The organism is Pullulanibacillus camelliae, assembly GCF_014642655.1.
In the GTDB taxonomy this organism is placed as follows: domain Bacteria; phylum Bacillota; class Bacilli; order Bacillales; family Sporolactobacillaceae; genus Pullulanibacillus; species Pullulanibacillus camelliae.
The window spans coordinates 181616-205028 of record NZ_BMIR01000003.1; the positions used below are offsets into that span (position 1 = coordinate 181616).

A 23413-nucleotide genomic window follows, 5' to 3' on the forward strand; every position below is an offset into this window, starting at 1 on the left:
TTCCTGATTAGAAAGTGTACTTGTGGATAACTGGTTTGTAAAACGCTTATAGAAAAAATGGACACCTTCAGACAGGAGACGAAGCGGGAAGCCCATTGAAGTCCGAAGCTAAAGCGTCTCATTCATATCTCACACCGCAAATTTTTTGTTTTACTCTTTTTGAAGTGTTTTGTCACGAATTGACTGGAGGGCAGCGATGCCATTGAATACCGCAAGCAAAAGAAGCAGAGAGGAAGCAAGGTCGATTAGCCAACGGATGTCGGTGCCGTTATAGTTTCCTTGCAGGAGTTGTGTCAGCTTCATATGCAGTGAATCAGCCCCTTGTCTATCTCTCATCATGCCTCTGGAAAAATTCCCGGCAGCAGGCACATTATTATTGTCTGAACTGTCACCGTCATTAAACTGTCCTGAACCTGAAGCAGCTCCTTGATTGTTATTCTGATCAGATGAGCGGCCTTGGTTGTTGTTTTGATTATAATCGCCATTCGGGGTGGCGCCTCTGTTAAAACTGAAGCCTTGTCCCATCCGTTTATCCATGGCATTGGCGCTTAATCCCATGTATAGCCCTGTGATACTTGCAAGAAATAAGAGTAGTGCTGTAATAAGGCTTAGCCAAGGCTGAATTTTACGCACTCTCGACATACGATTTCCTCCTCTATTTTTCAGGATGATTTTAGCTTAAAACTTAATTCTTAAAAAAGGCTTAATAAGCTATACTAAGAGATAAAGAATAATCTGAAAGGGTGACTTAACAATGGCTAAGCTCTCTCCCTCTATTTTTCTCAGGATGCACGTAAACAAGCGCATTTTTATGTCGACGCTTTAAGCGGCATGATTGAGACCATTAAGACTTTTGCGAAACATGCCGAATGCAGAGGAAGCAATGAAGGATCGAATCATGCACTTAGTATTGAATGCAGTAGACCAACAATTTTTTATGGCGGATGCTGATGAAGGGCAAGGAAGTGCGATTGAACTGGCCTTGGTTTTTTCAGATAAAGAAGAAGCTAAGCAGGTATTTTCAAGGCTATCAGATGGCGGTAAAGTCCTTATGCCATTTGAAAAGATGTTCTGGGGGACGATGTTTGGTCGGTTAGAAGATCCCTTTGGGATAAGGTGGCAGATTGCTACAGAAGAATAGAATCTAATTACAAAGTGTGGTTTGAAAGTATACAGAGCTGGGGAAAGCATCATTAATAAGTAGTGCGTCATGCTGAAATATATACTGGAGGGTTATTAAATGGATATTCGAAAAGGTGAAAATAGGTTTTATGTTCTTCAAGAGGGTCAGGAGGTTGGTGAGATCACGTATCAGCCTAAGGATGATGATCGTCTTGTTGTGGACCATACATTTGTCTCAGAGCAACTGCGCGGCCAAGGCCTTGCAGAGGAGCTGGTTAAAACAATAGTGCGCTTTGCGCGTGAGCAACATAAAAAAATAATTCCTGTTTGTCCCTATGTGAAAATTAAGCTGCATCAAAATCCTGATTATCAAGATGTCATTGCAGACTAATAAAAAGAGGCTGGGACAGAAGTCTTCAGTTCATAGAGGATCCGAACGCATTCACAATTTTGAAGGAATGCGTTCGGATTTTTGAGTGAGTCATGAAGTGCTCCGTCAAAACACTTTGCTTTCCAGGGGCACGGCCTTAGTTCACTTGGCATAGACTATTTATTTTTCCAAGTATTTATGATTAAAATTCTCCTGTTCCTACGTCTACGCGTATGGCTTCGAAGTCAGCTTTCTCGGAATAACTCGAAGTTCACTCGTGAAGTAACGCTGGTCCCGTTCCCGTAGGAATCTCCGTATTTTGACTACGCTTTTGTTTCCCTGACCCCTTTTATAGGCTATTGCTCGGTATTTCTATGCCCCCATTTAATTTTTTCTCAATCGCTTTTGCGATTAATTGTAAAGAGGGGAGTCTGCCTTCTTGTCTTTGATATGGCTGTAAATTAGGCATACTGCTCCCAGCATTGTAGTAAAAAAGGCGAGAAAATAAGGAGAGCATACATGCCTCATGGCTCCGGAGATCAAGGTGCTTAAAATGATGCCTAACGAGAACATAGCGGAAAGGATGCCAAAGGCTGAACCGTATTGACTGTGGCTTACTTTTTGTGCCAGTAATGAGGTGATGGCGGGATAAAGCACGCCAAAGGTCACGCCCATAGAGAAAAGGTCAAAGGGTAAGCTTAAGGGAAGCATGTTTGTTGCCATTTGATAGTAAAGCAGGGCAGTTAACACCATGCCGAAGATCGTCCGCCCTGTAGCTGAAAAGCGATTCAACCAAAAAAAGCTCAAGGATACTAATGAGCCAAAGCCCATAAAGCTAAATAATGTTCCGGTTTCAGTTGAGGATAGCCCTTTTTCCACAGTTAAAAAAGGAAGCTCGTATATTAACGCCCCATGCCCGAACATCAAGGTAAAACCAACAAAATAAAGGGAGAAAAGTTTTTTGTTGGCAAGAATGGCACGTAAGGAGGTGGTTCCCCTTTGGTGAACAACGATTGGGTCCACTTCTCTGATTAAAAAAAGTGCTAGCAGGGCAGCGATGAACAAAGCAGCACCAACAAATAAATAAGTCCCTCTGTAGCTAAAAAGGTCGGAGATCCATCCACCAATAAACGGGGCAATGATATTAGCAAGTGTAACGGTGAGGCCATGAATGGCCATATTCCGTCCTTCCTGTCTAGAGTTTCGGGCATAGGCAGCGAGAAGAGCAAAACAAGCTGGACCTATAAAAGCTAAAATAAAGCCGTTAAAAAATCTGTAAAGAAGAAGTTGAATGGGACTGTGAACGGTAGAATGAGCGGCCATGAAGAGAGAAGATAGGAATAAAGGAATCACGATAAATGGCTTCTTGCCAATGCGATCAATAAATGGGCCGGAAATAATATGGCCAATCAGGTTAGTGAATGACCCGCTGCTGAGTAGAATACTGACAAAAAAGGTTGATGCACCTAAAGCAATGGCAAAAGGGGTAAAAATCGGAAACTGGATATGTAAGCTTAATGACATTAAAAAGAGGACCAAATAAATTGCGGCAATACCCTGTTGGTTTTTCATGTTCTCACCTTCCCTTAAAAATGTATGGTGTTGTCCAGAAAAAAAGACATGTTATTCTTAAACGTTCAAAATTTGTTCAAAAAAGAGCATTAGTCTCAGCGGGTGAAAACGTTTGGCGAAGCAGGGAAGAGTGATTCGAATGGCGAAATATTAAAGAGAGAGTAGGTGTAAATATATAGAAAAAGGGGAGAGCAAAATGAAGTTTAGGGATTACCCATATAAGCGGCCTGATATGGATGGCATCAGTAAAAAAGTGAGGGAGCTCCTCACGCAATTCCAAACAGCGGAGTCAGCTCAAAAGCAAAGTGCGATCATAAAGACCATTAATGAAGTCCGAGGTCAATTTGAGTCGATGGCGGAAATCGTCTTAATCCGTCACACCATCGATACAACGGATTGCTTTTATGAACAGGAGCAGGATTATTTTGACGAAACACAGCCCATTTATAAAGGTCTGGTTAGCGATTACTATAAAGCACTTGTCACCTCTCCATTTCGTAAAGCACTTGAAGATGAGTGGGGCGATCAATTATTCCGGATCGCTGAACTGACAGTCAAAACTTTTTCCCCCGAAATCATCGAAGATCTTCAAAAAGAGAATCGTCTGGCAACTGAATATGATAAGCTGATTGCTTCTGCAAAAATTGAATTTAATGGCAAGGAATACAATTTAAATCAACTCATGCCCTTTAGGCTATCTACAGATCGGGCGACGAGAAAAAAAGCCACCGAAGCGTTTTATGGATTCATGGCGAATAATGAAGCAAAGTTTGATGCGCTTTATGACCAGCTTGTTAAAGTGCGTACGATCATAGCAAAAAAGCTTGGTTATGATAACTTTGTAGACGTTGGCTATGCTCGCATGCTGCGAACAGATTATAGTGCTGAGCAAGTGGCTAAATTTCGGAAACAGGTTGAAGAGCATATTGTACCCATAACGACTAAGCTGCTAAAGAGACAGGCTAAGCGTATAGAAGTTGATGTGCTGAAATATTATGATCAATCTATAGAATTTAAGACAGGGAATGCGAAGCCTAAAGGAGATTCGGAATGGATTGTCAAGCAGGCGGGGCACATGTATGCGGAAATGGCTCCAGAGACTGACACTTTCTTTCAATTTATGGTTGAGCATGGCCTCATGGATCTCGTCGCTAAGAAAGGGAAGGCCAGTGGGGGGTATTGTACATATATTAGCGAGCTTCAGGCGCCGTTTATTTTTTCAAATTTTAATGGCACTTCTGGAGATATTGATGTATTAACGCATGAAGGGGGACATGCTTTTCAGGCCTTTTCTAGCAGAGCTTTTCAAACTCCTGAGTATCAATTCCCTACTTCTGAAGCGGCTGAAATTCATTCTATGAGCATGGAGTTTTTTGCATGGCCTTGGATGGAGCGCTTCTTTGGTGAGGATGTCGAGAAATATAAGTTTTCTCATCTGAGCGGTGCACTTATGTTCTTGCCTTATGGTGTGGCTGTGGATGAATTTCAGCATTTTGTCTATGCTCACCCGGAAGCAACACCAGAAGAACGGAAACAAGTGTGGCGTGAACTTGAGCATAAATATCTTCCAGATACAGATTATGATGGACATCCATATCTGGAGCGTGGTGGTTTTTGGCATAAGCAAGGCCATATCTTCAGTGATCCATTTTATTATATTGATTACACGCTAGCACAGATTTGTGCCTTGCAGTTTTGGAAGAGGATGACTGAAGGCGAGCAAAAGGCATGGCAGGATTATGTCCATTTATGTCAGCAAGGCGGGAGTCGTTCATTTACAGAGCTTGTTAAAGTGGCTCAACTCATCTCGCCATTTGAAGAAGGCTGTGTGGAGTCTGTTGTGGATGTTGTTGAAGCGTACTTGGAGACAATAGATGACATGCAATTATAGAAAGTGGCGTGGCTACCTTCTTTTAAAGTGGGTTTTTGATAGAGAAATCTGAACCAAAGAACATCCCTATCTATAGTGAATTCTATGCGGCTTCAAAAATCTTTCAAAGCGTTTGGGAGTTTCCTATGTTATCATTTTTAAAGTGGTTCATTTAATATGCGTATTAATGGCTGAGCAAATGGATGGTAAAACTCATAGGGGGCATGTCAAATTGCCCTCTCTATATCATTTATTTGTCTCAGGTGTATAGGAAATTACAAAGCTTGGTGATTGATGATGGAAGATGAGCAATATGCGTCCGTTCCTTTTGGAAGTGTTAAAAAGGAAGTTCCTGTTGCTGACTGTGCAAGTCGGCAGACAAGTAAGGATTTAATCGAGGATTCAGAATTTGATGCCTTTTATTTTCGATCCCTAGAAAAACGAGAGATTCTTTTGAACGCTGAACAGCTGGAAGCCGTGCGGCATACTGACGGTCCCTTTCTGACCTTGGCAGGAGCAGGAACAGGAAAGACATCAGTGCTTGTGAGTCGGACGGGGTATCTCTATAATGTTCTGAATGTGCCTCCAAGCCATATCCTACTGGTGACATTTACTCGCAAGGCTGCTGAAGAGATGAAGGAGCGAATTGCTGGCTTACCAGGCCTGCATTCACAAGAAGCGCAGCAAGTGCAGGCGAATACTTTTCATGCCTTTTTTCTAACGATTCTCCGCCATCAAGGCTATCGTGAAGGGATTCTAAGCTCGGAGCGTTATCGGCAAATCATTGTGAAGCAAATATTGAAACAGGAAGGGTTGCAGGATACATATCAACCAGAGACACTTCTCGCGCTCTTTTCTCATTATAAGGTCCATCGCATGGGACCTGATGACATGCCTCATAAAACAGAGGAAGAAAAGAAGCAACAAAGGCTGTTCAGGCTATATGAAACCTGGAAGGAAGAGCACCGGCAGCTCGACTTTGATGATATTTTATTGAAGGCTTATGACCTATTGAAGACAACACCAGCTCTATTGCGGTCGTTACAGCAGCGCTTTCGGTATGTCATGGTTGATGAGTTTCAGGACACCAATTTTATTCAATATGAATTGATCAAGCTCTTAGTAGAGTCTCACCACAATTTATTTGTCGTTGGTGATGACGATCAAACCATTTATTCCTTCAATGGAGCCAGTAATCAATACATTTTGAATTTCACTAAAGATTTTCCAAAGGTCAAATCGGTGGCCTTGGTCATTAATTATCGTTCCAATGCGGAGATCATCGGTCTGGGGAATAGCGTGATTGCTAAGAATCTTGAGAGAAAAGCCAAGACACTTAAGGCCTTACATGCCTCTGGGCAATCGCCCCAATATGTGCATCCTGATACGCTTGATCATGAGGCAGAATGCATCATAGAAACCATTAAACAAAAAAAGCAAGCTGGGAAGATGTATCGGGATATGGCTATCCTTCATAGAACAGCAAATAATAGCCGAGCCATATTTGAAGCGCTAGTGCTTCATGATATTCCGTTTATTCCTCATTCACTTGGTGTCGAAAATTTTTATGAGCAATGGATTGTAAAGCCGATGATTGATATATTGCGGTTGACAAAGGATTCACGTGATTTTGAGGCGATTAAGGGTATGCTCCCGACTTTATATATAAGTCGGGAGTCAGGGATGGACTGGATTCAGCAGCAGGAGTCTATTCAAAGAAAGCAATACCCCCTCATTCATTTAACCCGAATGTCTGGACTTAAAGGCTTTCAATCAAAGGCTATAGAGGAACGATTGCAGCATATAAAACAATGGCAGAGCATGACGCCCCTTGCCGCAATAAAAAGCATGCGCATGTTGTTTTATGATAAATATCTTGAAACAACCAGTGAGCAAATGTCCCTGCATAAGGAAATGATCAAAGAAACACTGGATGAGCTGGAGGCCTCGGCGAAACGCTTTTCCGATATTCCTGACTTTCTAGCTTTTATTGAAGAGATCGTCGCACGACACAAGCAGATGAAGCAATATAAATCGCTTCAAGATGCTGAAGCTGTCAATCTCATGACGATTCATCGGGCAAAAGGGCTTGAGTTTCCCATTGTCTTTCTGATTGGCGCCACTGAAGGGATACTTCCTCATAGCACGGCGATTGATGCTGAGCAGCTTGAGGATAAAAGGACGGACCGGCATGAAGAAGGGAAGACCACAGCAGCGATTGAAGAAGAATGCCGTCTTGCCTACGTAGCGATCACAAGGGCAAAGGAATCTCTGTATATCAGTTCGCCAGCGTTTTATCGCGGCAAAAGGGCTGAGGTGTCCCGATTTATTTTGGCACCCTTTATGCCTGAGGGGGGGGACAGACAAAGGGAGATTTCTTTGTCATCAAAAGAGAGACAAAAGGGAAGGCACGGGAAGCCTCTTCAAACGATCTTGGCGTGGGTTTGCACCAATACTTCATGTATTGCGTGGGAGCGAATACAGAGCGATAAAGAATTACATATAATTGATAAAAAGTGTCCCCTTTGTCAGGCAGACATGATACGTGGGCAGAAAGACATTGAGTTATAGAGGATAAGGGGTACACACAAGGAGTGGGGGAGGATGCGTTACATTCATCCTAAGGCGATAAAGGTGTGGCGAATACACGGTATGATTTGGACTTTCATTTGTCTGATTGCAGCCGTTGCTCTTTTTATATGTGGGCGTCTTGTTTACCATTGGTTTTATTATGGGGGAGGAGTGATGCTGCTCTTAGCCATTGGGAGTGGCATTCTGTCCATTTGGCTGATTCCTGTTTTGCGTTGGCGCTTTTTTAGATATCGGATATCGGAAACACAGGTGATGATTCGAGAAGGCATTTGGATGGTTAAACAAACCGTGATTCCGATTGCCCGCATACAATATGTTGATACCCATCAAGGGCCTCTATTACGTCGGTATCGATTATCAAGCTTGAAGGTGTCGACAGCTGCGACGACGCATCACATTCCTGCTCTCGGGCACCGTCAGGCGATTAGCTTGAGGAATTATCTTGCAGACTTGGCTCAGGTGAGTGATGTCGATGTCTAAATTAAGGCGAGCTCATCCATTATCGATTGTTTTTGATTGTGTCAAGGATTTTAGACAAGTGATTTTTCCTATAGTACTTGGTGGGCTTTTTGGCATCAAGCAAAACGGGTCATGGTCTGCTTGGATTTATCCAATGATAGGGTTAGTCGTTGGTTTGAGCTCAGCGGTGCTCCGCTGGTGGCGGACAAAATACCAGTTACAAGAAGAGCAGCTCTATGTGATAAAAGGGTCAATGATCAAATCGGAGCGATTTATCCGCTATGATCGTATTCAATCTGTCCATCTCACAACTAACCCCATTGCAAGTCGATTAGGCTTTATGAAAGTGGAAGTACATACGGCTGGTGGGAAGGGACAGGCGGAGTTAGCTTTGTCAGCCGTGCGTAAGCGTGAAGCCCATTTGTTAAAGGAGACCCTCCGTCAGAAAAAGGCTCATTCAATGCGACAAGAAGCAGAGGCTCACAATGTTGTCGTGAATGAGCAGGAAGCTCAGCCGCTTAAAGAAATGCGTTTAAGACACAAAGAGCTGGTGATTGCTTCAATCACTTCGTCGGGTTTAGGGGTCATTGTGGTTGCTCTTTTATCGACGATGAGCCAGATTAGTGAGCTCTTTGAAAATGTTCCTTTTTTTAAGGCTATTCTGCACGACTTTAATCAAGCGATTGGTATCCCATTACTAAAAATTATTATTGTTATTCTTAGTCTAATCTTATTTTTTTGGCTCATTTCCTCGGTGATCTCCTTCTTTCAAGTTGGTCGATTTCAGTTATCTATTTATGAAAAAGAATGGATGATCAAGAAAGGCTTATTTCAACAGACGGAACAAACCATTCCTCATCGGCGTGTGCAGGCTGTGCGTCTTCATGAAAACTGGTTGCGGCAAGTTTTGGGATATGTGACCGTTTATATTGAATGCGTTGGTGGGCAAGCAGGCAAAAGTAAAGGAGAGGTCATGCTGTTTCCGCTAGTGAAAAAGCGGCTACTCATGCGCTTTTTAGAGGATGTCCGCAGTCCATATCCCTTCATTCCTTTAAAGCACTGTGCGGTAAAACGCTCCTTTTACTGGAAAATGGTCAAATATGTTATGCCGACATGCTTTATAGCTATGGGGATGACGCTTTGGCTCCCTTATGGGAGTTATGCGTGGGGAATGCCCTTAGCTGTGCTTTTATTCAGCTGGTTGAGCTATCGTGATGCGGGATTAGGTGTCAACGGTACCTATTTGGCGGTATCCTTTCGACGAACAGCAAAAGTCACGGTGTTAACGCAGCGCAGGCGCATGCAAGCCTTAACCTATCAGGCATCGAGATTACAGATGCTTTTAAAATGTGCCACGATTAAGGCCACCGTGATTGGCAGTAGCTCTGGTTTCGATTTTAAGGTCACAGATATGAGTGATTGGCATGGTAGAAAGCTGTATGCGTGGTATCACACCTTCTATGCGAGACGTGGCAAGGCTAATCAGAAGCGGGCTTGGGAATAGAGTGGGACCAATTAACAGTTTAATCATAGGAAAATTTGTTTTACAATAGACATTAGCACTATAGATGATTGGGGAAACAACATGAAACGAGTAAAAAAAAGAATGAGAGGCTTCATCCTTTTTTGCTTCTTTTTGGTTGCTATCATTGTTCTCATTGAAGTTTTGGACAAGCCAACTAAGCATATTATTCATGATAATATTGATGCTTTCAAAGGGGTTAAGAAGTATGAACCCATGATTCAAAAGGACTTATCCAAAAAGCATCTTCAGGAATATACTCCAGTTGTCCTAGCTCTAATGCAGCAGGAAAGCCACGGCAAGGGTGGAGATCCCATGCAGGCCTCCGAATCTGCTGGACTCGCACCCAACGCTATCAAAGAACCGAAGAAAAGTATTGATGAAGGGATTAAGCACTTTGAACATATCCTTTCTTATGGAAAAAAGCGCCATGTAGACTTTCCCACAATTTTACAAGCATATAATATGGGTGTGGGCTATATTGATTATGTAGCGAAGCACGGTGGGCATCATTCAGAAAAGCTAGCAAAAAACTTCTCGTTGCAGCAGGTGAATCAAAAACCCAATCTGTATAACTGTGGAGGAGATAAGAACAACTTTCGTTATCCTTATTGTTATGGAGATTTTTCCTATAGTGATAAAGTTAAAGAAAATGTTAAGTCACTGACCCATAGTGTTCCGGCCTATCTGTCTTCTAGCGCCAAAGTCTATTAAAGAAAGGAGCTGTTCCGTTTGGAGCAGCTCCTTTTTCAAAAGATCAGAAGGTATAAAATTTCTGGTCATGAGGACGGTGCGGATTTCCGCTTCAGGCCGCTCGCTTTCCGCGGGGGAGTGGTAAGTCTCCTCGCGCTTTCGCACGGCTAAGGTCTTACCGATCTCCCGCTCCCGAAGGACTCTAGTCTCCGCATCATGAGTCAGCGACGTCTGAGGAACACGCGATCTTAGAGTGTTCCGAATCTCGCACCTTGTGCTCCATTCCACTTGACCAGGCACTGAAGCCTCTTTCATATTTCATGATGCTCTATACCAAGCAAGGACCGGGCATGCTTTTCGCCCGGTTTTTCTTATACTATCAGAATGTATAACTTCGCTGCCGCTCATAAAGGAAGAGAGTATAAGGCGGGCTTTGACTTTCGCCACCTGAGGCTTGTGGGTACCCTAAGTGTGTGATTGGCAAAAATCACATCAGGCGTATCAGCAAAGTGGTGCAAGTCAAGTTTTCTTATATGCTTTGAGAAAGCACAACTTTTTTTCGCTGATGATATTGATTTCTGTGCCCGTGACTTGATCTGAGCAGGTGCAGTGCAGGCGTGGTTTCCCAAATCACAGCTTGAATGCTACATAAGGGACGGTCTTTTTAACAAAATCCAGTCACAAAGTAACAAATAAAAGTTGAAGTTTCCGAGAAGAGAACAAATCCGAGGGGCAAATTTCCGAATCGTAGCTCGGGCGTAACAAAAGAAAGAGAAGGAGAACAAAAACCAAAACGATTTTAACAAAAGCCTTCACAAAATAACAAAAGGCCCTCTGCAAGCGAGAGGGCTCCTCTTTTCAACCTTCAACCCAAAGGGTCGGGTACGAGGGTCTTTAAGCACTATGATGTGGTGGTTCTTCATTGCCTGAGGTTCTTAGCTTCCATAAGCGATAGAGATTGATGATCACCGTTTTGGCAACCGCATATACAGGAACACCTAAAATCATGCCGAGAATGCCAGCAAGGTTACCAGCGACCAGTAATAATATAATAATGGTCAGTGGGTGAAGATCAAGCTTTTTGCCGATGATGAGCGGTGACATAATATTGCCATCAATTTGTTGAACGACAACAACGACAATGATAACAAACAATGCCATCGTTGGAGAGATGAACAAGGCGACAACAACGGCTGGAGCTGCACCGATAAATGGCCCTAAGTATGGAATAATATTAGTCACAGCGGCAATAATTCCAAGCAACAGTGCATATGGGAGTCCAATGATCAAATAGCCTATAAAGGTAAAGGTCCCGACAAAAAGACAGACAATGGTTTGCCCTTGTATGTATGTACCAAGTGTTGTGGCGGTCTCTTTTAAAATATTCACCCCTTCGTGCCGATAGTGAGAGGGAACAAAGCGAGCAGCAGCTTCTGGAAATTTCTTACCATCTTTAAACATGTAAAACAAGATGAAAGGAACAGTCACAATAGTGATCGTGATGCTTGTGAGCACACCAAAAAGGGTTTGCAGCCCGCTGGTAATATTCTGCGTTAAACTAGAAGCAGTTGAGCCAAGCATATTATTGATTTTATTTAAGAAATCTTGTTCAGAATTAATGGAGTTACTCAATTTTTGGAGATAGTCCTGCTGCATGATCCATTTAAACCAGTCTGTTTGGGATGTTTTATCGGCAATGTCCTTTGCCACTTTCACATAATCAGGGACATTGTTGATGAATTGATCGATTTGGCGAACGATGATAGGTCCCAACCAACCAATAACTAAAGCCACAAGTCCTCCAAATAATACATATAAAATGAGAATCGCGATCGTTCGGGGGATTTTAGCGCGCTGGATCATATTGACGACCGGATTTAATAAGAAATAAAGAAAAGTGGACACCAAAAAAGGGAAGAACAACGTCGATATAAAGGTGAAAACAGGCTGGAAAATGAAGCCTAATTTTGTACAAATAAACAGAATGACAGCGATCATTAAAATTTCTAATGTCCACATATGTAGCTTTGTTTTGAACACGATTGACTGTTCTCCTCTCAAGGAAAAATTTAACTCTATTAAAAATACGAGTGATATTAAATGTTATTAATTACATTATACGGTCTATGGACTTAATGTTATACGACAAAACAGCAATAAGCAACACGCGTCATTAAATATTTTTCGCCTAAAAATCATAGAAAAGGACAGGCAGTGACTTTTACACCCTTATTTATTTCATCTCATTAAGGACAAATAAGATAGAGTGATTTTAAGCGGTGAAGTTCATCAGAGACACGAGCACATAAAGAGACTCCTGGTCATACATTAGTGGTGATGAGGAGGTAACACGTGATGGAAATATATGTTGTCCGCCAGGGCGATACGCTGGCCAATATCGCGAATCGATTTCATGTGACGGTTTCTCAGATTATTGCAGTAAATGAAATCTCTGATGAGAACCAGCTTGTGATAGGTGAGGCGCTAGTCATCCCCACTGCGACAAGGCGTTATACGGTTCAACCAGGCGATACCTTATGGATGATTGCAGAGCGTGTAGGAACAACTGTCCAAGCGCTCATACAAATGAATGGCCTCTCTAATCCCGAAGAGCTCACGCCGGGGATGGTGTTAATTATTCCTAGCCATGGGCAAAAGCCTAATATTGATACGAATGGCTTTATTTATAATACAGGCGAGGAGGGCGCTGGCACGATCCGCCGTGTTGGCCGGCATTTAACATATTTATCGCCCTTTTCCTATGGGATTGAGCCGAGTGGTCAATTAATTCCTTTTGATGATAATGCATTGATTCGGGCTGGATACGATGAAGGTGTTGTTCCCATGATGGCGATCTCTAACTTTACTTCACAGGCGCTTGGTTCAGCACTCGCGCATACGATTTTAACAGATACAGATGTGCAAGAGCAGTTATTCAATAATATTGTGAAGACTGCGAAATATAAAGGCTACCAAGGTGTCAATATTGATTTTGAAAATGTTAATCCAGAGGATCGAGAGGCATATAATAGTTTTTTGGAAAAAGCGGTGGAAGCATTACACAATGCGGGGTTATTTGTATCCACTTCTCTCGCTCCTAAAACAAGTGGGACACAACAGGGAGTGCTATATGAAGCCCATGATTATCCTGCACACGGCAGGATTGTTGATTTTGTCGTTCTTATGACTTATGAATGGGGGTATCGCTTCGGACCACCTCAAGCAATCTCACCCATCACGCAAATCAAGCGAGTGCTAGATTATGCCGTCTCTGTCATTCCTACACAAAAGATCATGATGGGGTTCCAAATTTATGCTAGAGATTGGCTCATTCCTCATGAACAAGGGCAAGAGGCGGAGACATTTAGCCCGAAGGAAGCGAGAGAGCGCGCCGTCCAGTATCAAAGTGCCATCCAGTATGATTATAATGCACAAGCGCCCTTTTATCAGTATACAGATGGGCAGGGAAGGCGCCATGAAGTGTGGTTTGAGGACGCCCGCAGCGCACAGGCCAAATTTGATCTGGTCAAAGCCTACAATCTCCGTGGCATCAGTTACTGGGTTCTTGGTTATCCCTTCCCACAAAATTGGACCTTACTTGAAGATAATTTTACTATTCAAAGGCTTATCTAATACTCCCGTAAACGGGGGTTTTTATTTTGAAAATTTAGTGTCGGGAGCTTTTTGTTGTCTAACATGCCAGGTGATACATACCCCTCCTCCGATCATACCGACTAATGTTCCCATCAATAGACCACCGACGACAATAAATAATGCGAGTAAGGAGACAAGCTGAATCAACAGGCCACCTCTTAAGCTATAGCGAGGAAAGCGACAGAGTAGGATGCTGATCGTCAGCATGAGCATGCCAGTTAATCCTCCTAATAGTACAAAGCGCAATCTTGTTAAGTCATACCAATAGAGTTGTAGGGGAATGTATATAAAGAGTAACCCGGAAAGCAGGGTGAGAAAGCATCCCCAAAAAGGGCGTGTGGCTATCCATAGATTGAGCTGTGTCCACTTGGTTTGTTGATTTGGAGACAAAATGTAATTCCTCCTCAATGCCTACATATAGACTTCTTTTATAAAAGTTTATGAGAGGAGAAGCGAGAATAGGACTAGAACATGATATAGATAAAGCGTTGAACCACTCTTAGAAGGCTACAGAGCGATAATATATTCAATGTCCCAATTTTTCAAATTATTTCCTCGTTCTATTAGAGCAACCTATGGTAGAATAATAATAGGAATATTTCGTTTATGGAGGTTTCGAATGGAGCCGAGAACAGTGAACATTCAAGAACTAAAGAAGTTATTTGAGCAATGGTATAAGGTTCGCCTCCAAGACATTGAGGAATTAAAGGAAATAAAGAGGCAAATCGATCAATGCATCAAGCGTACGATTTTTTTAAATGAAGAAGTGAGTGATGAGTATGTCATGATATGCTATGGTCATGCCGTTATAACCTCTGATTCGTCAAAGATCATCGACAGTTTACAAAACGAAATCATGGAAAATGAGAGTCGGTTAAAAGATCAGTTAAAGTACTATTTTCTGTTTTTTCAAGCTTCCTATTGTTTTGATAAATATAAATTTCAAGAGGCATTAGAGCTTTTTAAACGCGCAGAGCGTTATCTTTATGCCGTGTCTTGGAGCGCAGAAGAAGCAGAATACAATTACAAGCTTGCGGGATTGTATTATTCATTGGATAAATATCTTGTCTCGATTAATTGTGTCAATAAGGCTCGAAAGCTATTTCAAGAAGTGGGCAATCAAATGAGAAGATTGGCGGCCTGTGACACGATATATGGACTCAATTGTTGTGAATTAAGGCAGTATGAGGAAGCTGAAGAGCATTATTATGATGCGCTAGAGTATGCTCAAAAAACGAATTATACACTGCTCATCATGCAGATCTACCATAATCTCGGTCTTATGTATGCTCAGCAGAATATGTCTGCCGCTGCGATTTTATGGTTATCGAAGGCGGCCAAATATGGAGAGAATCATCATAAGACATACTTTCTACTGTGTCGTGAGCATTTTAAAATCAATCACGTGAAAGAGGGATTAGAAGCCTTTAATAAAGGGGTCGCACTATGTGAGGCTTCGGGTAGCAAGGCGGATTTGCAGCGTTTTTCCATGCTTTATGCATTTTACTGTGAAAGGGATACAGAAGCGTTTGAAAAGAAGTACCATGAAGGTATTGACTTTTTTATTAAGGAAAAGCTTTGGCACAGAGTCAAAGAGTATTCCATCGAACTTGCACACTATTATACACACCATAGCAACTATAAAAAGGCTGTCCGCTACTATGAACTATATATAGAATCAGAACAAAACATTTTAGAAGGGGAGATCTTAAAGTGAAGAGAATGTTGAGAAAATTTGTTGCGGTGTGTGGCTTGCTTCTATTGCTCGGGCTATTTGGAGGAGTCTCTTATCACAGCCATGATAAACTAGCGGGGGATGGTTTATTTCCTAAGGGTAATGTTCAGGAACAAATGATTGCAGGTGATGGGCTGTTTCCAACTGCCATTCTTTCAGATGCACAACAATGACAAAAGAGAGCGCCCTTTCCTTTTGATTAATTACAAGAATTCGGGGCTAAGACACGTGGTGTTTTCGCTAAAGATAGTGTATCTTATCTAGAGCTTAAAGTGGACAGCGCAATAGGAAGACAAAAACACGGAAGAAGCGATCGCTTCTTCCGTGTTTATTATAAAGAAAATAATTAGTTTGCTTTCTTAGCGGCATTTAAAGCTGCTTCATAATTTGGATGATTGGTTGCTTCACTTACATATTCTACATAAGTGATGGTATCGTTGCTGTCAACGACGAAAACGGCGCGAGCCAATAACCTTAATTCCTTAATGGCTACACCAAAAGCTTCTCCAAAGGAAAGATTACGATGATCGGATAATGTGATGGCATGCTCCAGACCAGCATTTCCACACCAGCGCTTTTGTGCAAATGGAAGATCCGCGCTGATTGTCAGGATAGTGACACCATCAAGCTTGCTAGCCTCTTCGTTAAAACGACGCGTTTGGGCATCGCATACCCCAGTATCCAAAGATGGAACGACACTGATAAGGCGGACACCTTTATAATCATTTAAAGCTTTTTCTGAGAGATCATTGGCTAAAACAGTAAAAGCGGGGGCTTTATCTCCGACTTTTACTTCATTGCCTAGTAAAGTCACTTGATCTCCACCAAAAGTAATGCTTGCCATAATCTATACACCTCCAATTATGTATTTACTTCTATATTAGTCTGTCCATACTCCAAAATGCAAAGTTTTCACCTTTAGTGCTTAAAATTTTTTCAGAGTGCTTAGCTTTATGTCTCAATAAACTCATGATAAGATAAAAAGAAACATCATTAGTAATAGAGGTGATCCGGTTGACAACACGTTTTGATGAAATCATTGATAGACGGGAAACCAATGCAGTAAAGTGGGACAGTCGTAAGGAAGTCTTCGGTACAGAGGATCTGTTGCCCCTGTGGGTCGCGGATATGGATTTTACATGTCCCCCAGAAGTGATCGATGCTGTGGTTAAGAAGGCGAAGCATGGAGTGTATGGCTATCCAAAGCAACCCCCGGCTTTCTATCAAGCGATACAAGGCTGGCTTAAACGTCGCTTCAATGCTGATGTCCCTAAAGAGTGGATCAGCACCATTCCCGGCGTTGTTCCAGGGATTCGCATGGCGGTTGAGGCCTTTACAAAGCCTGGAGATAAAATCATTATTCAAACACCTGTCTATCCCCCTTTCTATTCATCAGTAGAAGATTTGGGTAGACACTTGATAAAGAATCCTTTAATAGAAGAAAATGGCTATTATACGATGGACTTGGCTGACTTGGAGAAAAAAATTGATGCGCGCACTAAAATGCTCATTTTATGTCATCCGCATAATCCAATTGGTCGAGTATGGTCGAAAGAAGAGCTCACCCGCTTAGCTGAGATTTGCGCGAAGCATAACGTATTTATTGTTTCTGACGAAATTCATTCTGATCTTGTCTATGAAAAGGGCACACATACACCGTTTTATACCTTGCCAGAGGCATTGTCTCAACGCACTCTCACTTTTATAGCAGGAAGTAAGACATTTAATACAGCGGGGCTGTTTTCCTCATTGGCGATATCGAATAACGCGGAGCTTTTACGGACCTTTACTCAAACAGCAGCACAGTTTGGTGTTAATCATTTGAATCTTTTCGGTATTGAGGCAATGACGGCTGCTTATTCGCATGGTGATGAATGGTTAGATGAGTTGTTGGTTTATTTAAGAGAAAATGCTGAGTATATCATCAACTTTTTAGAAACACATATTCCGCAAGTAAAGATGTGGCAGCCAGAAGCAACGTATCTCGGCTGGCTTGATTGTCGCGGACTTGGACTGCCTAAAGATGAGCTACGGAAATTTATGATTGAAGAAGCTAAGATCGGTCTCAATGATGGAGCGAGCTTTGGGGAAGAAGGCGTTGGGTTCCAAAGAATCAACTTTGCCTGTCCGCGCTCGGTGATAGAAGAAGCGATGACTCGATTGAAACAAGCCGTCGATCGACTTGGATAGAAAGGAAGGTATGGGACAATGACTCCCATACCTTTTTTATTTCAGAATACCGACCAAGCTGTTTTTTTATGTTCGTCTACTATCATGAAGGATAGAGAGGAGACAAATGCTTGCCAGTAAGTTCCACGTAAAAATACGGCTTTCCACCCTGAAGCGGAAAACCGTAGTGTATTAGCATGTTTATGGTCGGGAAGACAGGATTTGAACCTGCGACCCCCACGTCCCGAACGTGGTGCTCTACCAAGCTGAGCCACTTCCCGAAAAGATGTATAAAGTGCTTGGTTCAGTAAAAAAAGTGTCCCTGCGTCTACAAGCGAAGCGCTGTAGTAGGACTTCCTCGGGACAACTCGAAGAGATTCATGGAGGTAAAGCTCGTTGCTCTACCAAGCTGAGCCACTTCCCGTAATAAAGAAATGGTGCGGATGAAGGGACTTGAACCCCCACGGTCAAAAGACCATTAGACCCTGAATCTAACGCGTCTGCCATTCCGCCACATCCGCAAAATACATCATTTATTATAACTCCGAAGCCCCCTCATTGTAAAGAATCCTGTCTAAAGGATGTAAAGAACCCCTTGGTTTGTATAAAAAGGTGCCCATCCCCTGAGTTTATGAGTAAAGCGCTGGCGAGAGTTTGCCTCTGGGCAATTCGTAGAGAGAACATCGAGGTTGAGCTCGCGGTTGTTTATATATAGGTAGAACTTTGTTTAAAATGAGCGTATATCGTCACATATTATATAGTAGAAAAAATACAATCGTGGAAAACGCAAGACAAATGAATGTTAAAGTGAAAGCAACCAGTGGTACTATAGATAAAAAGAAAACAGTTAAAGAACCATCAGGGTTCTGCCGAGCTGATCCTCTCTCGATAAAGAGGGTTATCGGGAAAGGGAAAGGTGTTCGTCCTTATGTCCGCAAGCGAAGCATTGTCGTCTGATTTTCTCGGGATAACTCGCCGAAAGTACATAGAAGACAAGCATGTTAAAAGCGTTCCGCTTGTGTTCTAAGGAGCGATACTATGAAAAGGGGCCTGCCTGAATGAAAGAACGATCTATTTCATCTATGAATAAGACAACACTTTTACAAGAAGCTAGTGCATTTATTCAAACCTGTTATAAGGAATTAAATAAAACGTCGAGTATGATCACCACTAGGATACAAGAGATTGAAGCATCAATTATAGATACTGGGAGTTATCAGCATACCGATGAAGAACTTACACATGGCGCCAAAATGGCATGGCGTAATGCCAATCGGTGTATAGGAAGATTATTTTGGGATCGGCTTAATGTTATAGACGCTCGGCATGTGCAGGAGGCTGATGATGTCTTTGCCGCACTCGTTCATCATATCCGCATGGCAACGAATGGGGGTAAAATCCAACCATTGATTACGATTTTTCGTGAAAAAGCTGCTAATGAACAGCCTTTACGTATTTGGAATCATCAATTGTTGCGCTATGCAGGCTACACAACCAAAGAGGGTATTGTTGGTGATCCATCCTCTAAAGATTTCACGACAGCGTGTATGGCATTAGGCTGGAAGGGGAAGGGAACAGCCTTTGATTTGTTGCCGTTAGTCATTCAAGTGGGCAATCAGCCACCTAGGTGGTATGACATTCCCAAGGATTGTGTGATGGAAGTACCGATTGTTCATCCACAATTTAACCTTTTTGATTCGCCAATAAAATGGTATGCCGTACCGATTATTTCAGACATGCGCTTGGAAATTGGCGGGATTACCTATACTGCAGCTCCTTTTAATGGCTGGTATATGGAGACAGAAATTGGTGCTCGTAATTTAGCCGACGAAAATCGCTATAATCTATTACCAATGGTTGCTAAGAATATGGGCTTAGATAGTCGATCGAACCGCACCTTATGGAAGGATAAAGCGTTGGTTGAATTGAATGTTGCTGTCCTCGATTCCTACAATAAGCAAGGCGTGAGTATCGTCGATCATCATACGGCGGCTAGCCAATTTCAAAGCTTTGAAAAAAACGAGCAGCGTGCAGGTCGGGAGCTCACAGGAAGGTGGTCATGGTTAATTCCACCATTATCTCCGGCTACAACACATATGTTTCATTCCAAGTATCAAGATACACTTGTTAAACCCCATTTCTTTTATCAAGAAAAGCCATTTGAATCGTCAGTGCCGAACGCTAAACCGAATAAGTGTCCATTTTAAAATTAAGAATGAAATGGCTTTGCTAGGCTGTTGACTTTATTCGAGTTTGGACAATCATGTGTTATTTCAGAGCAGCTACACTGTGAGATAGATGTGCCAGGTAGCCTGCTGAAGAGATCAGAAAAACTTGGCTTGTAATGATTTGCTTTCGCTTAGTCTCATCCTGATGTGATTTTTCAAATGACATACTAGGGGCGTTAAGTCTTAATGGCGAAAGTCAAAGGTTTACATATAGGCGGAATCTTAAACAGTATTAACGATGGCTTATACTTCTTGATCGTATTAAAAAGCTGAGATATTCCTAATGGTAAAAGCTGCTTTGTCCTCATACCCTGATATTTCATACTAACCCCCCTATAAACTAAAAAGTCCCTGCTATAACATAGCAGGGACGATTGGTTGAATCGCGGTACCACCCAAATTGTGGAACAAAAATCTTCCACCTCTTATATTGGTTAACGGCATGACCCGTTCTTTGTCCTATATTAAGACTCAGAAAGCTCCAAGCATGTAATTCGCATAATCCTGTGTACTGATTTTCAGCAACCATCAGCTCTCTATAAACATCAGGAAAACACTACTTGCTACTCTTCTTCGCTTTTTATGAAGTTACTTACGTTTTATCACGTTGCAGCTTTTTTGTAAAGCCCTTTATAAAAAAATAAAATTTTTGATTATTTTGAAAGCGCTTCAAACACAATGGTGTCGCAATTTCTTACATGACGTCATAAATGAATTAGGCAAAATAGAGACTTGACAGAACAATTAAGTTTGTTTTATCTTTTGTAGCAATATTACACAGAACCAACGAAAATCATATATGATAGTGGTACACGCATTAATAATTTGGGAGGTCATTGTAATGACGGAAACATTAGAGGATTTGCGTAAAAGGATTGATAAGATCGATCTTGAGCTTCTAGAACTACTTAACAAACGTGGCGAGATCGTCGAAGAAATTGGCAAGATTAAAGAAGCACAAGGTACCAATCATTACGACCCTGTTCGTGAGCAGGAATTGCTCGAAGTGGTTAAGAAGAATAATCAAGGGCCGTTTTCAACGCCAGCACTTCAACATCTCTTTAAACAAATTTTTAAAGCAAGTTTAGATTTACAAAAGGTTGAAACGAAGAAAGTGTTATTGGTCTCTCGTGAAAAACAATCCGAAGATACTATCGTTGATGTGAGAGGCGAAAAAATCGGGGATGGACAAACGCATTTTGTTATGGGACCCTGTTCAGTTGAAAGCTATGAGCAAGTGAGAGAAGTTGCACTAGCGATGAAAGAACAAGGGCTTAAATTGCTTCGAGGCGGGGCGTTTAAACCGAGAACGTCACCATATGACTTCCAGGGTTTAGGTGTGGAAGGGTTAAAGATCCTCAGACGAGTGGCTGACGAATTAGACATGGCTGTGGTGAGTGAAATCACACATCCTGGCAATATTGAAGTAGCATTGGATTATGTTGACATCATTCAAATTGGGGCTCGCAACATGCAAAACTTTGAATTACTTAAAGCGGCAGGCCAAGTTGAGCGCCCAGTGTGGTTGAAAAGAGGACTTTCTGCAACCATTGAAGAATTTATCTATGCGGCTGAATACATTGTTTCAAATGGTAATGATCAACTCATTCTTTGTGAACGCGGCATTAGAACCTACGAAAAAGCGACTAGAAACACATTAGATATTTCCAGTGTGCCTATTTTGAAAAAGGAAACCCACCTGCCTGTTGCTGTTGATGTTACCCATTCAACTGGACGTCGTGATCTTTTACTTCCAGCTGCTAAAGCTGCGATTGCAATCGGTGCGGATGTCGTCATGGCAGAAGTGCATCCAGATCCAGCGACGGCTTTGTCTGATTCAGCTCAACAAATGGACATCCCACAATTTAAATCATTCATGGAAGGTGTTCAGCCTTTACTTAGAATGAATCAGCAAGCAGCTGTAAAATAATAGAGTCATTTATAAGTCTATGAAAAGAAAAGCGCCTAAATCCGGGCGCTTTTTTGTACTATCAGAATTTATAACTTCGCTGATGCTATCAAAGGAAGATAGTATAAGGCGGGCTTTGACTTTCGCCACCTGTGGCTTGGCGATAGCCAAGTTTTCTAAAAAGATCAGGAAGTATAAAATTCTGGTCATGAGGACGGTGCGCGATTCCGCTCCAGGCCCTCGCTTTCCGCGGGGGAGTGGTAAGCCTCCTCGCGCCTTCGCACTGCTAAGGTCTTACCGATCTCCCACTTCCCGCAGGACTCTAGTCTCCGCATCATGAGTCAGCGGTGCCCGAGGAACACATGATTTTAAAGTGTTCCGAATCGCGCGCCTTGTGCTCCCATCCACTTGACCAGGCAATGAAGCCTTTTTCCTATATCATGATGCTCTATACCAAGCAAGGACAGGGCATGCTTTTCGCCCGGTTTTTTCTAATGTTACCGAATTTTGTAACTTCTCTGAGTGTGATAGAAACATATTATTTAATAGAGCCTGCAAGCCGATAGACGTTTAGCCTGATTGTTCACTGATAGAATGCTCTATAAACGGCTTAATAAAGACGGTTAGCTTGCACTGGTGATAGGAAATGTGTATGCTGTGAAGTAATTAATGAATGCGAAATTACTACAAGGGAATCCCTGAGAAGGTGATGCAGCTTTGGCTCCCCATGAAAAGAAGATATATAAGACACCAGATGGCTATACAAGTGATATTGCGGTCTTTACCATTGTCTCAAAAAAGGAAGAGCAGAAGGTAAGAGAATCTGCACATAAAGTGTTAAAGTTACTGTTAATCAAGCGCTCTGAAAATAACGCTGAAGGTCGCCAAAATGCCGAAGGTGGAAAATGGGCGCTTCCAGGTGGCTTTGTTGATGCCATTCATAAAGAAACGGCGCTCATGGCAGCAGAGCGAGAATTAAGGGAAGAGACGGGCGTTGATGGCCTTTTTTTAAAGCACTTTGGTGTGTATGATGCTTTTGGAAGAGATGAAAGAGGCTGGATAATTTCCAGTGCCCATTATGCTATTGTGCCAGAGCATGATTTAGCACATAGGCAGGCTGGTGATGATGCGGCAGAGGTTAGGCTTTTTACGATAGAGGAAGTGTTTCAGCAATCCCTGGCTTTTGATCATGAGGAAATGATTCGCGATGCTTTAACAGCGATAGAACGGGACATGGTACAGACAACGATTGCTCAAAACTTTTTGCCTGAAGAGTTTACTTTATCAGAGTTGCAAAGCGTCCTATTAACCGTGACAGATAGCCATAAAATCAAAATAGATTCCATTTTCTTTAAGAGATGTGCACAACTGCCTTTTTTAGAGAAAGTTGTGGCGGAAAATGGTGAAATGAAAAAAACAAAACGCAATTCTTATCGACCTTCTCAGCTTTATCGTTTTAATCAAACGAACATGACAAAGTCTATCTGGGAATCATAAGAGAGACGTAACCTGGAGGAA

General features: G+C 42.2%; 20 protein-coding genes, 2 tRNA genes and 1 other annotated feature. Of the genes, 15 read left to right on the forward strand and 7 right to left on the reverse strand.

Annotated elements, in window-relative coordinates; genetic code table 11:
- Positions 1–150 precede the first annotated feature (150 nt).
- Entirely contained in the window at positions 151–642 is a 492-nt protein-coding gene (locus IEW82_RS05175; protein ID WP_188690222.1) for a hypothetical protein, read from the reverse strand.
- A gap of 256 nt (positions 643–898) precedes the next feature.
- On the opposite strand from IEW82_RS05175, the gene IEW82_RS05180 reads away from it, so the two are divergent.
- Both IEW82_RS05180 and IEW82_RS05185 read left to right on the forward strand, forming a co-directional pair.
- Positions 899–1141, forward strand: a complete 243-nt coding sequence (locus IEW82_RS05180; RefSeq protein ID WP_229672337.1) for a VOC family protein — start codon at positions 899–901, stop codon at positions 1139–1141.
- A 99-nt stretch (positions 1142–1240) separates the two neighbouring features.
- Complete coding sequence (locus tag IEW82_RS05185) at positions 1241–1513, forward strand: GNAT family N-acetyltransferase (protein WP_188690224.1); 273 nt, start codon at positions 1241–1243, stop codon at positions 1511–1513.
- 390 nt (positions 1514–1903) lie between these two features.
- Here the strand turns inward: IEW82_RS05185 and IEW82_RS05190 are convergent, their stop codons facing one another.
- Positions 1904–3064, reverse strand: coding sequence for an MFS transporter (locus IEW82_RS05190; protein ID WP_188690227.1), 1161 nt, complete (start codon positions 3062–3064; stop codon positions 1904–1906).
- A gap of 196 nt (positions 3065–3260) precedes the next feature.
- On the opposite strand from IEW82_RS05190, the gene IEW82_RS05195 reads away from it, so the two are divergent.
- The 5 genes from IEW82_RS05195 to IEW82_RS05215 all read left to right on the forward strand — a co-directional run bounded on the left by IEW82_RS05195 (position 3261) and on the right by IEW82_RS05215 (position 10221).
- The gene (locus tag IEW82_RS05195; protein WP_188690230.1) at positions 3261–4955 is read left to right on the forward strand and encodes a M3 family oligoendopeptidase; all 1695 of its coding nucleotides are present in this window, start codon (positions 3261–3263) and stop codon (positions 4953–4955) included.
- Between the two features lie 276 nt (positions 4956–5231).
- The gene (locus IEW82_RS05200) at positions 5232–7505 is read left to right on the forward strand and encodes a UvrD-helicase domain-containing protein (RefSeq protein ID WP_188690231.1); all 2274 of its coding nucleotides are present in this window, start codon (positions 5232–5234) and stop codon (positions 7503–7505) included.
- Between the two features lie 33 nt (positions 7506–7538).
- Positions 7539–8006, forward strand: coding sequence for a PH domain-containing protein (locus tag IEW82_RS05205; RefSeq protein WP_188690234.1), 468 nt, complete (start codon positions 7539–7541; stop codon positions 8004–8006).
- Positions 7999–9489: a PH domain-containing protein gene (locus tag IEW82_RS05210; protein ID WP_188690237.1), complete on the forward strand. Its 1491-nt coding sequence runs from the start codon at positions 7999–8001 to the stop codon at positions 9487–9489. Before IEW82_RS05205 ends, IEW82_RS05210 begins: the two co-directional genes overlap by 8 nt.
- Positions 9490–9570: 81 nt before the next feature.
- Positions 9571–10221 (forward strand): lysozyme family protein, encoded by a 651-nt coding sequence (locus IEW82_RS05215; RefSeq protein ID WP_188690241.1) that lies wholly within the window; start codon positions 9571–9573, stop codon positions 10219–10221.
- Between the two features lie 873 nt (positions 10222–11094).
- Here IEW82_RS05215 and IEW82_RS05220 read toward each other — a convergent pair.
- On the reverse strand, positions 11095–12240 hold the full coding sequence (locus IEW82_RS05220; protein WP_188690244.1) for an AI-2E family transporter: 1146 nt from the start codon (positions 12238–12240) through the stop codon (positions 11095–11097).
- Positions 12241–12555: 315 nt separating this feature from the next.
- Between IEW82_RS05220 and IEW82_RS05225 the strand changes: the two genes are divergently transcribed.
- Entirely contained in the window at positions 12556–13833 is a 1278-nt protein-coding gene (locus IEW82_RS05225; RefSeq protein WP_188690491.1) for a glycoside hydrolase family 18 protein, read from the forward strand.
- Positions 13834–13854: 21 nt separating this feature from the next.
- Here the strand turns inward: IEW82_RS05225 and IEW82_RS05230 are convergent, their stop codons facing one another.
- On the reverse strand, positions 13855–14244 hold the full coding sequence (locus IEW82_RS05230; protein WP_188690246.1) for a DUF6114 domain-containing protein: 390 nt from the start codon (positions 14242–14244) through the stop codon (positions 13855–13857).
- A 229-nt stretch (positions 14245–14473) separates the two neighbouring features.
- Between IEW82_RS05230 and IEW82_RS05235 the strand changes: the two genes are divergently transcribed.
- Positions 14474–15571: a tetratricopeptide repeat protein gene (locus IEW82_RS05235; RefSeq protein WP_188690249.1), complete on the forward strand. Its 1098-nt coding sequence runs from the start codon at positions 14474–14476 to the stop codon at positions 15569–15571.
- On the forward strand, positions 15568–15762 hold the full coding sequence (locus IEW82_RS05240; protein WP_188690253.1) for a hypothetical protein: 195 nt from the start codon (positions 15568–15570) through the stop codon (positions 15760–15762). Before IEW82_RS05235 ends, IEW82_RS05240 begins: the two co-directional genes overlap by 4 nt.
- Positions 15763–15935: 173 nt before the next feature.
- On the opposite strand, the gene tpx is transcribed toward IEW82_RS05240, so the two are convergent.
- The gene (gene tpx, locus IEW82_RS05245) at positions 15936–16433 is read right to left on the reverse strand and encodes a thiol peroxidase (protein WP_188690255.1); all 498 of its coding nucleotides are present in this window, start codon (positions 16431–16433) and stop codon (positions 15936–15938) included.
- A gap of 170 nt (positions 16434–16603) precedes the next feature.
- Between tpx and IEW82_RS05250 the strand changes: the two genes are divergently transcribed.
- Complete coding sequence (locus IEW82_RS05250; RefSeq protein WP_188690258.1) at positions 16604–17779, forward strand: MalY/PatB family protein; 1176 nt, start codon at positions 16604–16606, stop codon at positions 17777–17779.
- 183 nt (positions 17780–17962) lie between these two features.
- On the opposite strand, the gene IEW82_RS05255 is transcribed toward IEW82_RS05250, so the two are convergent.
- Both IEW82_RS05255 and IEW82_RS05260 read right to left on the reverse strand, forming a co-directional pair.
- A tRNA-Pro gene (locus tag IEW82_RS05255) sits at positions 17963–18039 on the reverse strand.
- Positions 18040–18193: 154 nt separating this feature from the next.
- Positions 18194–18279, reverse strand: a tRNA-Leu gene (locus IEW82_RS05260).
- Positions 18280–18535: 256 nt separating this feature from the next.
- Between IEW82_RS05260 and IEW82_RS05265 the strand changes: the two genes are divergently transcribed.
- The 4 genes from IEW82_RS05265 (at position 18536) to IEW82_RS05280 (ending at position 23392) form a co-directional block, all read left to right on the forward strand.
- Positions 18536–18715 (forward strand): hypothetical protein, encoded by a 180-nt coding sequence (locus IEW82_RS05265; RefSeq protein WP_188690261.1) that lies wholly within the window; start codon positions 18536–18538, stop codon positions 18713–18715.
- A 101-nt stretch (positions 18716–18816) separates the two neighbouring features.
- Entirely contained in the window at positions 18817–19965 is a 1149-nt protein-coding gene (locus IEW82_RS05270) for a nitric oxide synthase oxygenase (protein WP_308422122.1), read from the forward strand.
- Between the two features lie 384 nt (positions 19966–20349).
- Positions 20350–20569 (reverse strand) — a binding site (T-box leader).
- A 258-nt stretch (positions 20570–20827) separates the two neighbouring features.
- On the forward strand, positions 20828–21916 hold the full coding sequence (locus tag IEW82_RS05275) for a bifunctional 3-deoxy-7-phosphoheptulonate synthase/chorismate mutase (RefSeq protein WP_229672345.1): 1089 nt from the start codon (positions 20828–20830) through the stop codon (positions 21914–21916).
- 696 nt (positions 21917–22612) lie between these two features.
- Positions 22613–23392 (forward strand): NUDIX domain-containing protein, encoded by a 780-nt coding sequence (locus IEW82_RS05280; RefSeq protein ID WP_188690268.1) that lies wholly within the window; start codon positions 22613–22615, stop codon positions 23390–23392.
- The last annotated feature ends 21 nt before the right edge of the window (positions 23393–23413 follow it).

Coding starts and splice junctions, on each gene's coding strand:
- IEW82_RS05235 (WP_188690249.1), top strand. CDS start 14,474: ATGGAGCCGAGAACAGTGAACATTCAAGAACTAAAGAAGTTATTTGAG.
- IEW82_RS05215 (WP_188690241.1), top strand. CDS start 9,571: ATGAAACGAGTAAAAAAAAGAATGAGAGGCTTCATCCTTTTTTGCTTC.
- IEW82_RS05185 (WP_188690224.1), top strand. CDS start 1,241: ATGGATATTCGAAAAGGTGAAAATAGGTTTTATGTTCTTCAAGAGGGT.
- tpx (WP_188690255.1), bottom strand. CDS start 16,433: ATGGCAAGCATTACTTTTGGTGGAGATCAAGTGACTTTACTAGGCAAT.
- IEW82_RS05205 (WP_188690234.1), top strand. CDS start 7,539: ATGCGTTACATTCATCCTAAGGCGATAAAGGTGTGGCGAATACACGGT.
- IEW82_RS05180 (WP_229672337.1), top strand. CDS start 899: ATGCACTTAGTATTGAATGCAGTAGACCAACAATTTTTTATGGCGGAT.
- IEW82_RS05210 (WP_188690237.1), top strand. CDS start 7,999: ATGTCTAAATTAAGGCGAGCTCATCCATTATCGATTGTTTTTGATTGT.
- IEW82_RS05225 (WP_188690491.1), top strand. CDS start 12,556: ATGGAAATATATGTTGTCCGCCAGGGCGATACGCTGGCCAATATCGCG.
- IEW82_RS05200 (WP_188690231.1), top strand. CDS start 5,232: ATGGAAGATGAGCAATATGCGTCCGTTCCTTTTGGAAGTGTTAAAAAG.
- IEW82_RS05270 (WP_308422122.1), top strand. CDS start 18,817: ATGAAAGAACGATCTATTTCATCTATGAATAAGACAACACTTTTACAA.
- IEW82_RS05195 (WP_188690230.1), top strand. CDS start 3,261: ATGAAGTTTAGGGATTACCCATATAAGCGGCCTGATATGGATGGCATC.
- IEW82_RS05175 (WP_188690222.1), bottom strand. CDS start 642: ATGTCGAGAGTGCGTAAAATTCAGCCTTGGCTAAGCCTTATTACAGCA.
- IEW82_RS05190 (WP_188690227.1), bottom strand. CDS start 3,064: ATGAAAAACCAACAGGGTATTGCCGCAATTTATTTGGTCCTCTTTTTA.
- IEW82_RS05275 (WP_229672345.1), top strand. CDS start 20,828: ATGACGGAAACATTAGAGGATTTGCGTAAAAGGATTGATAAGATCGAT.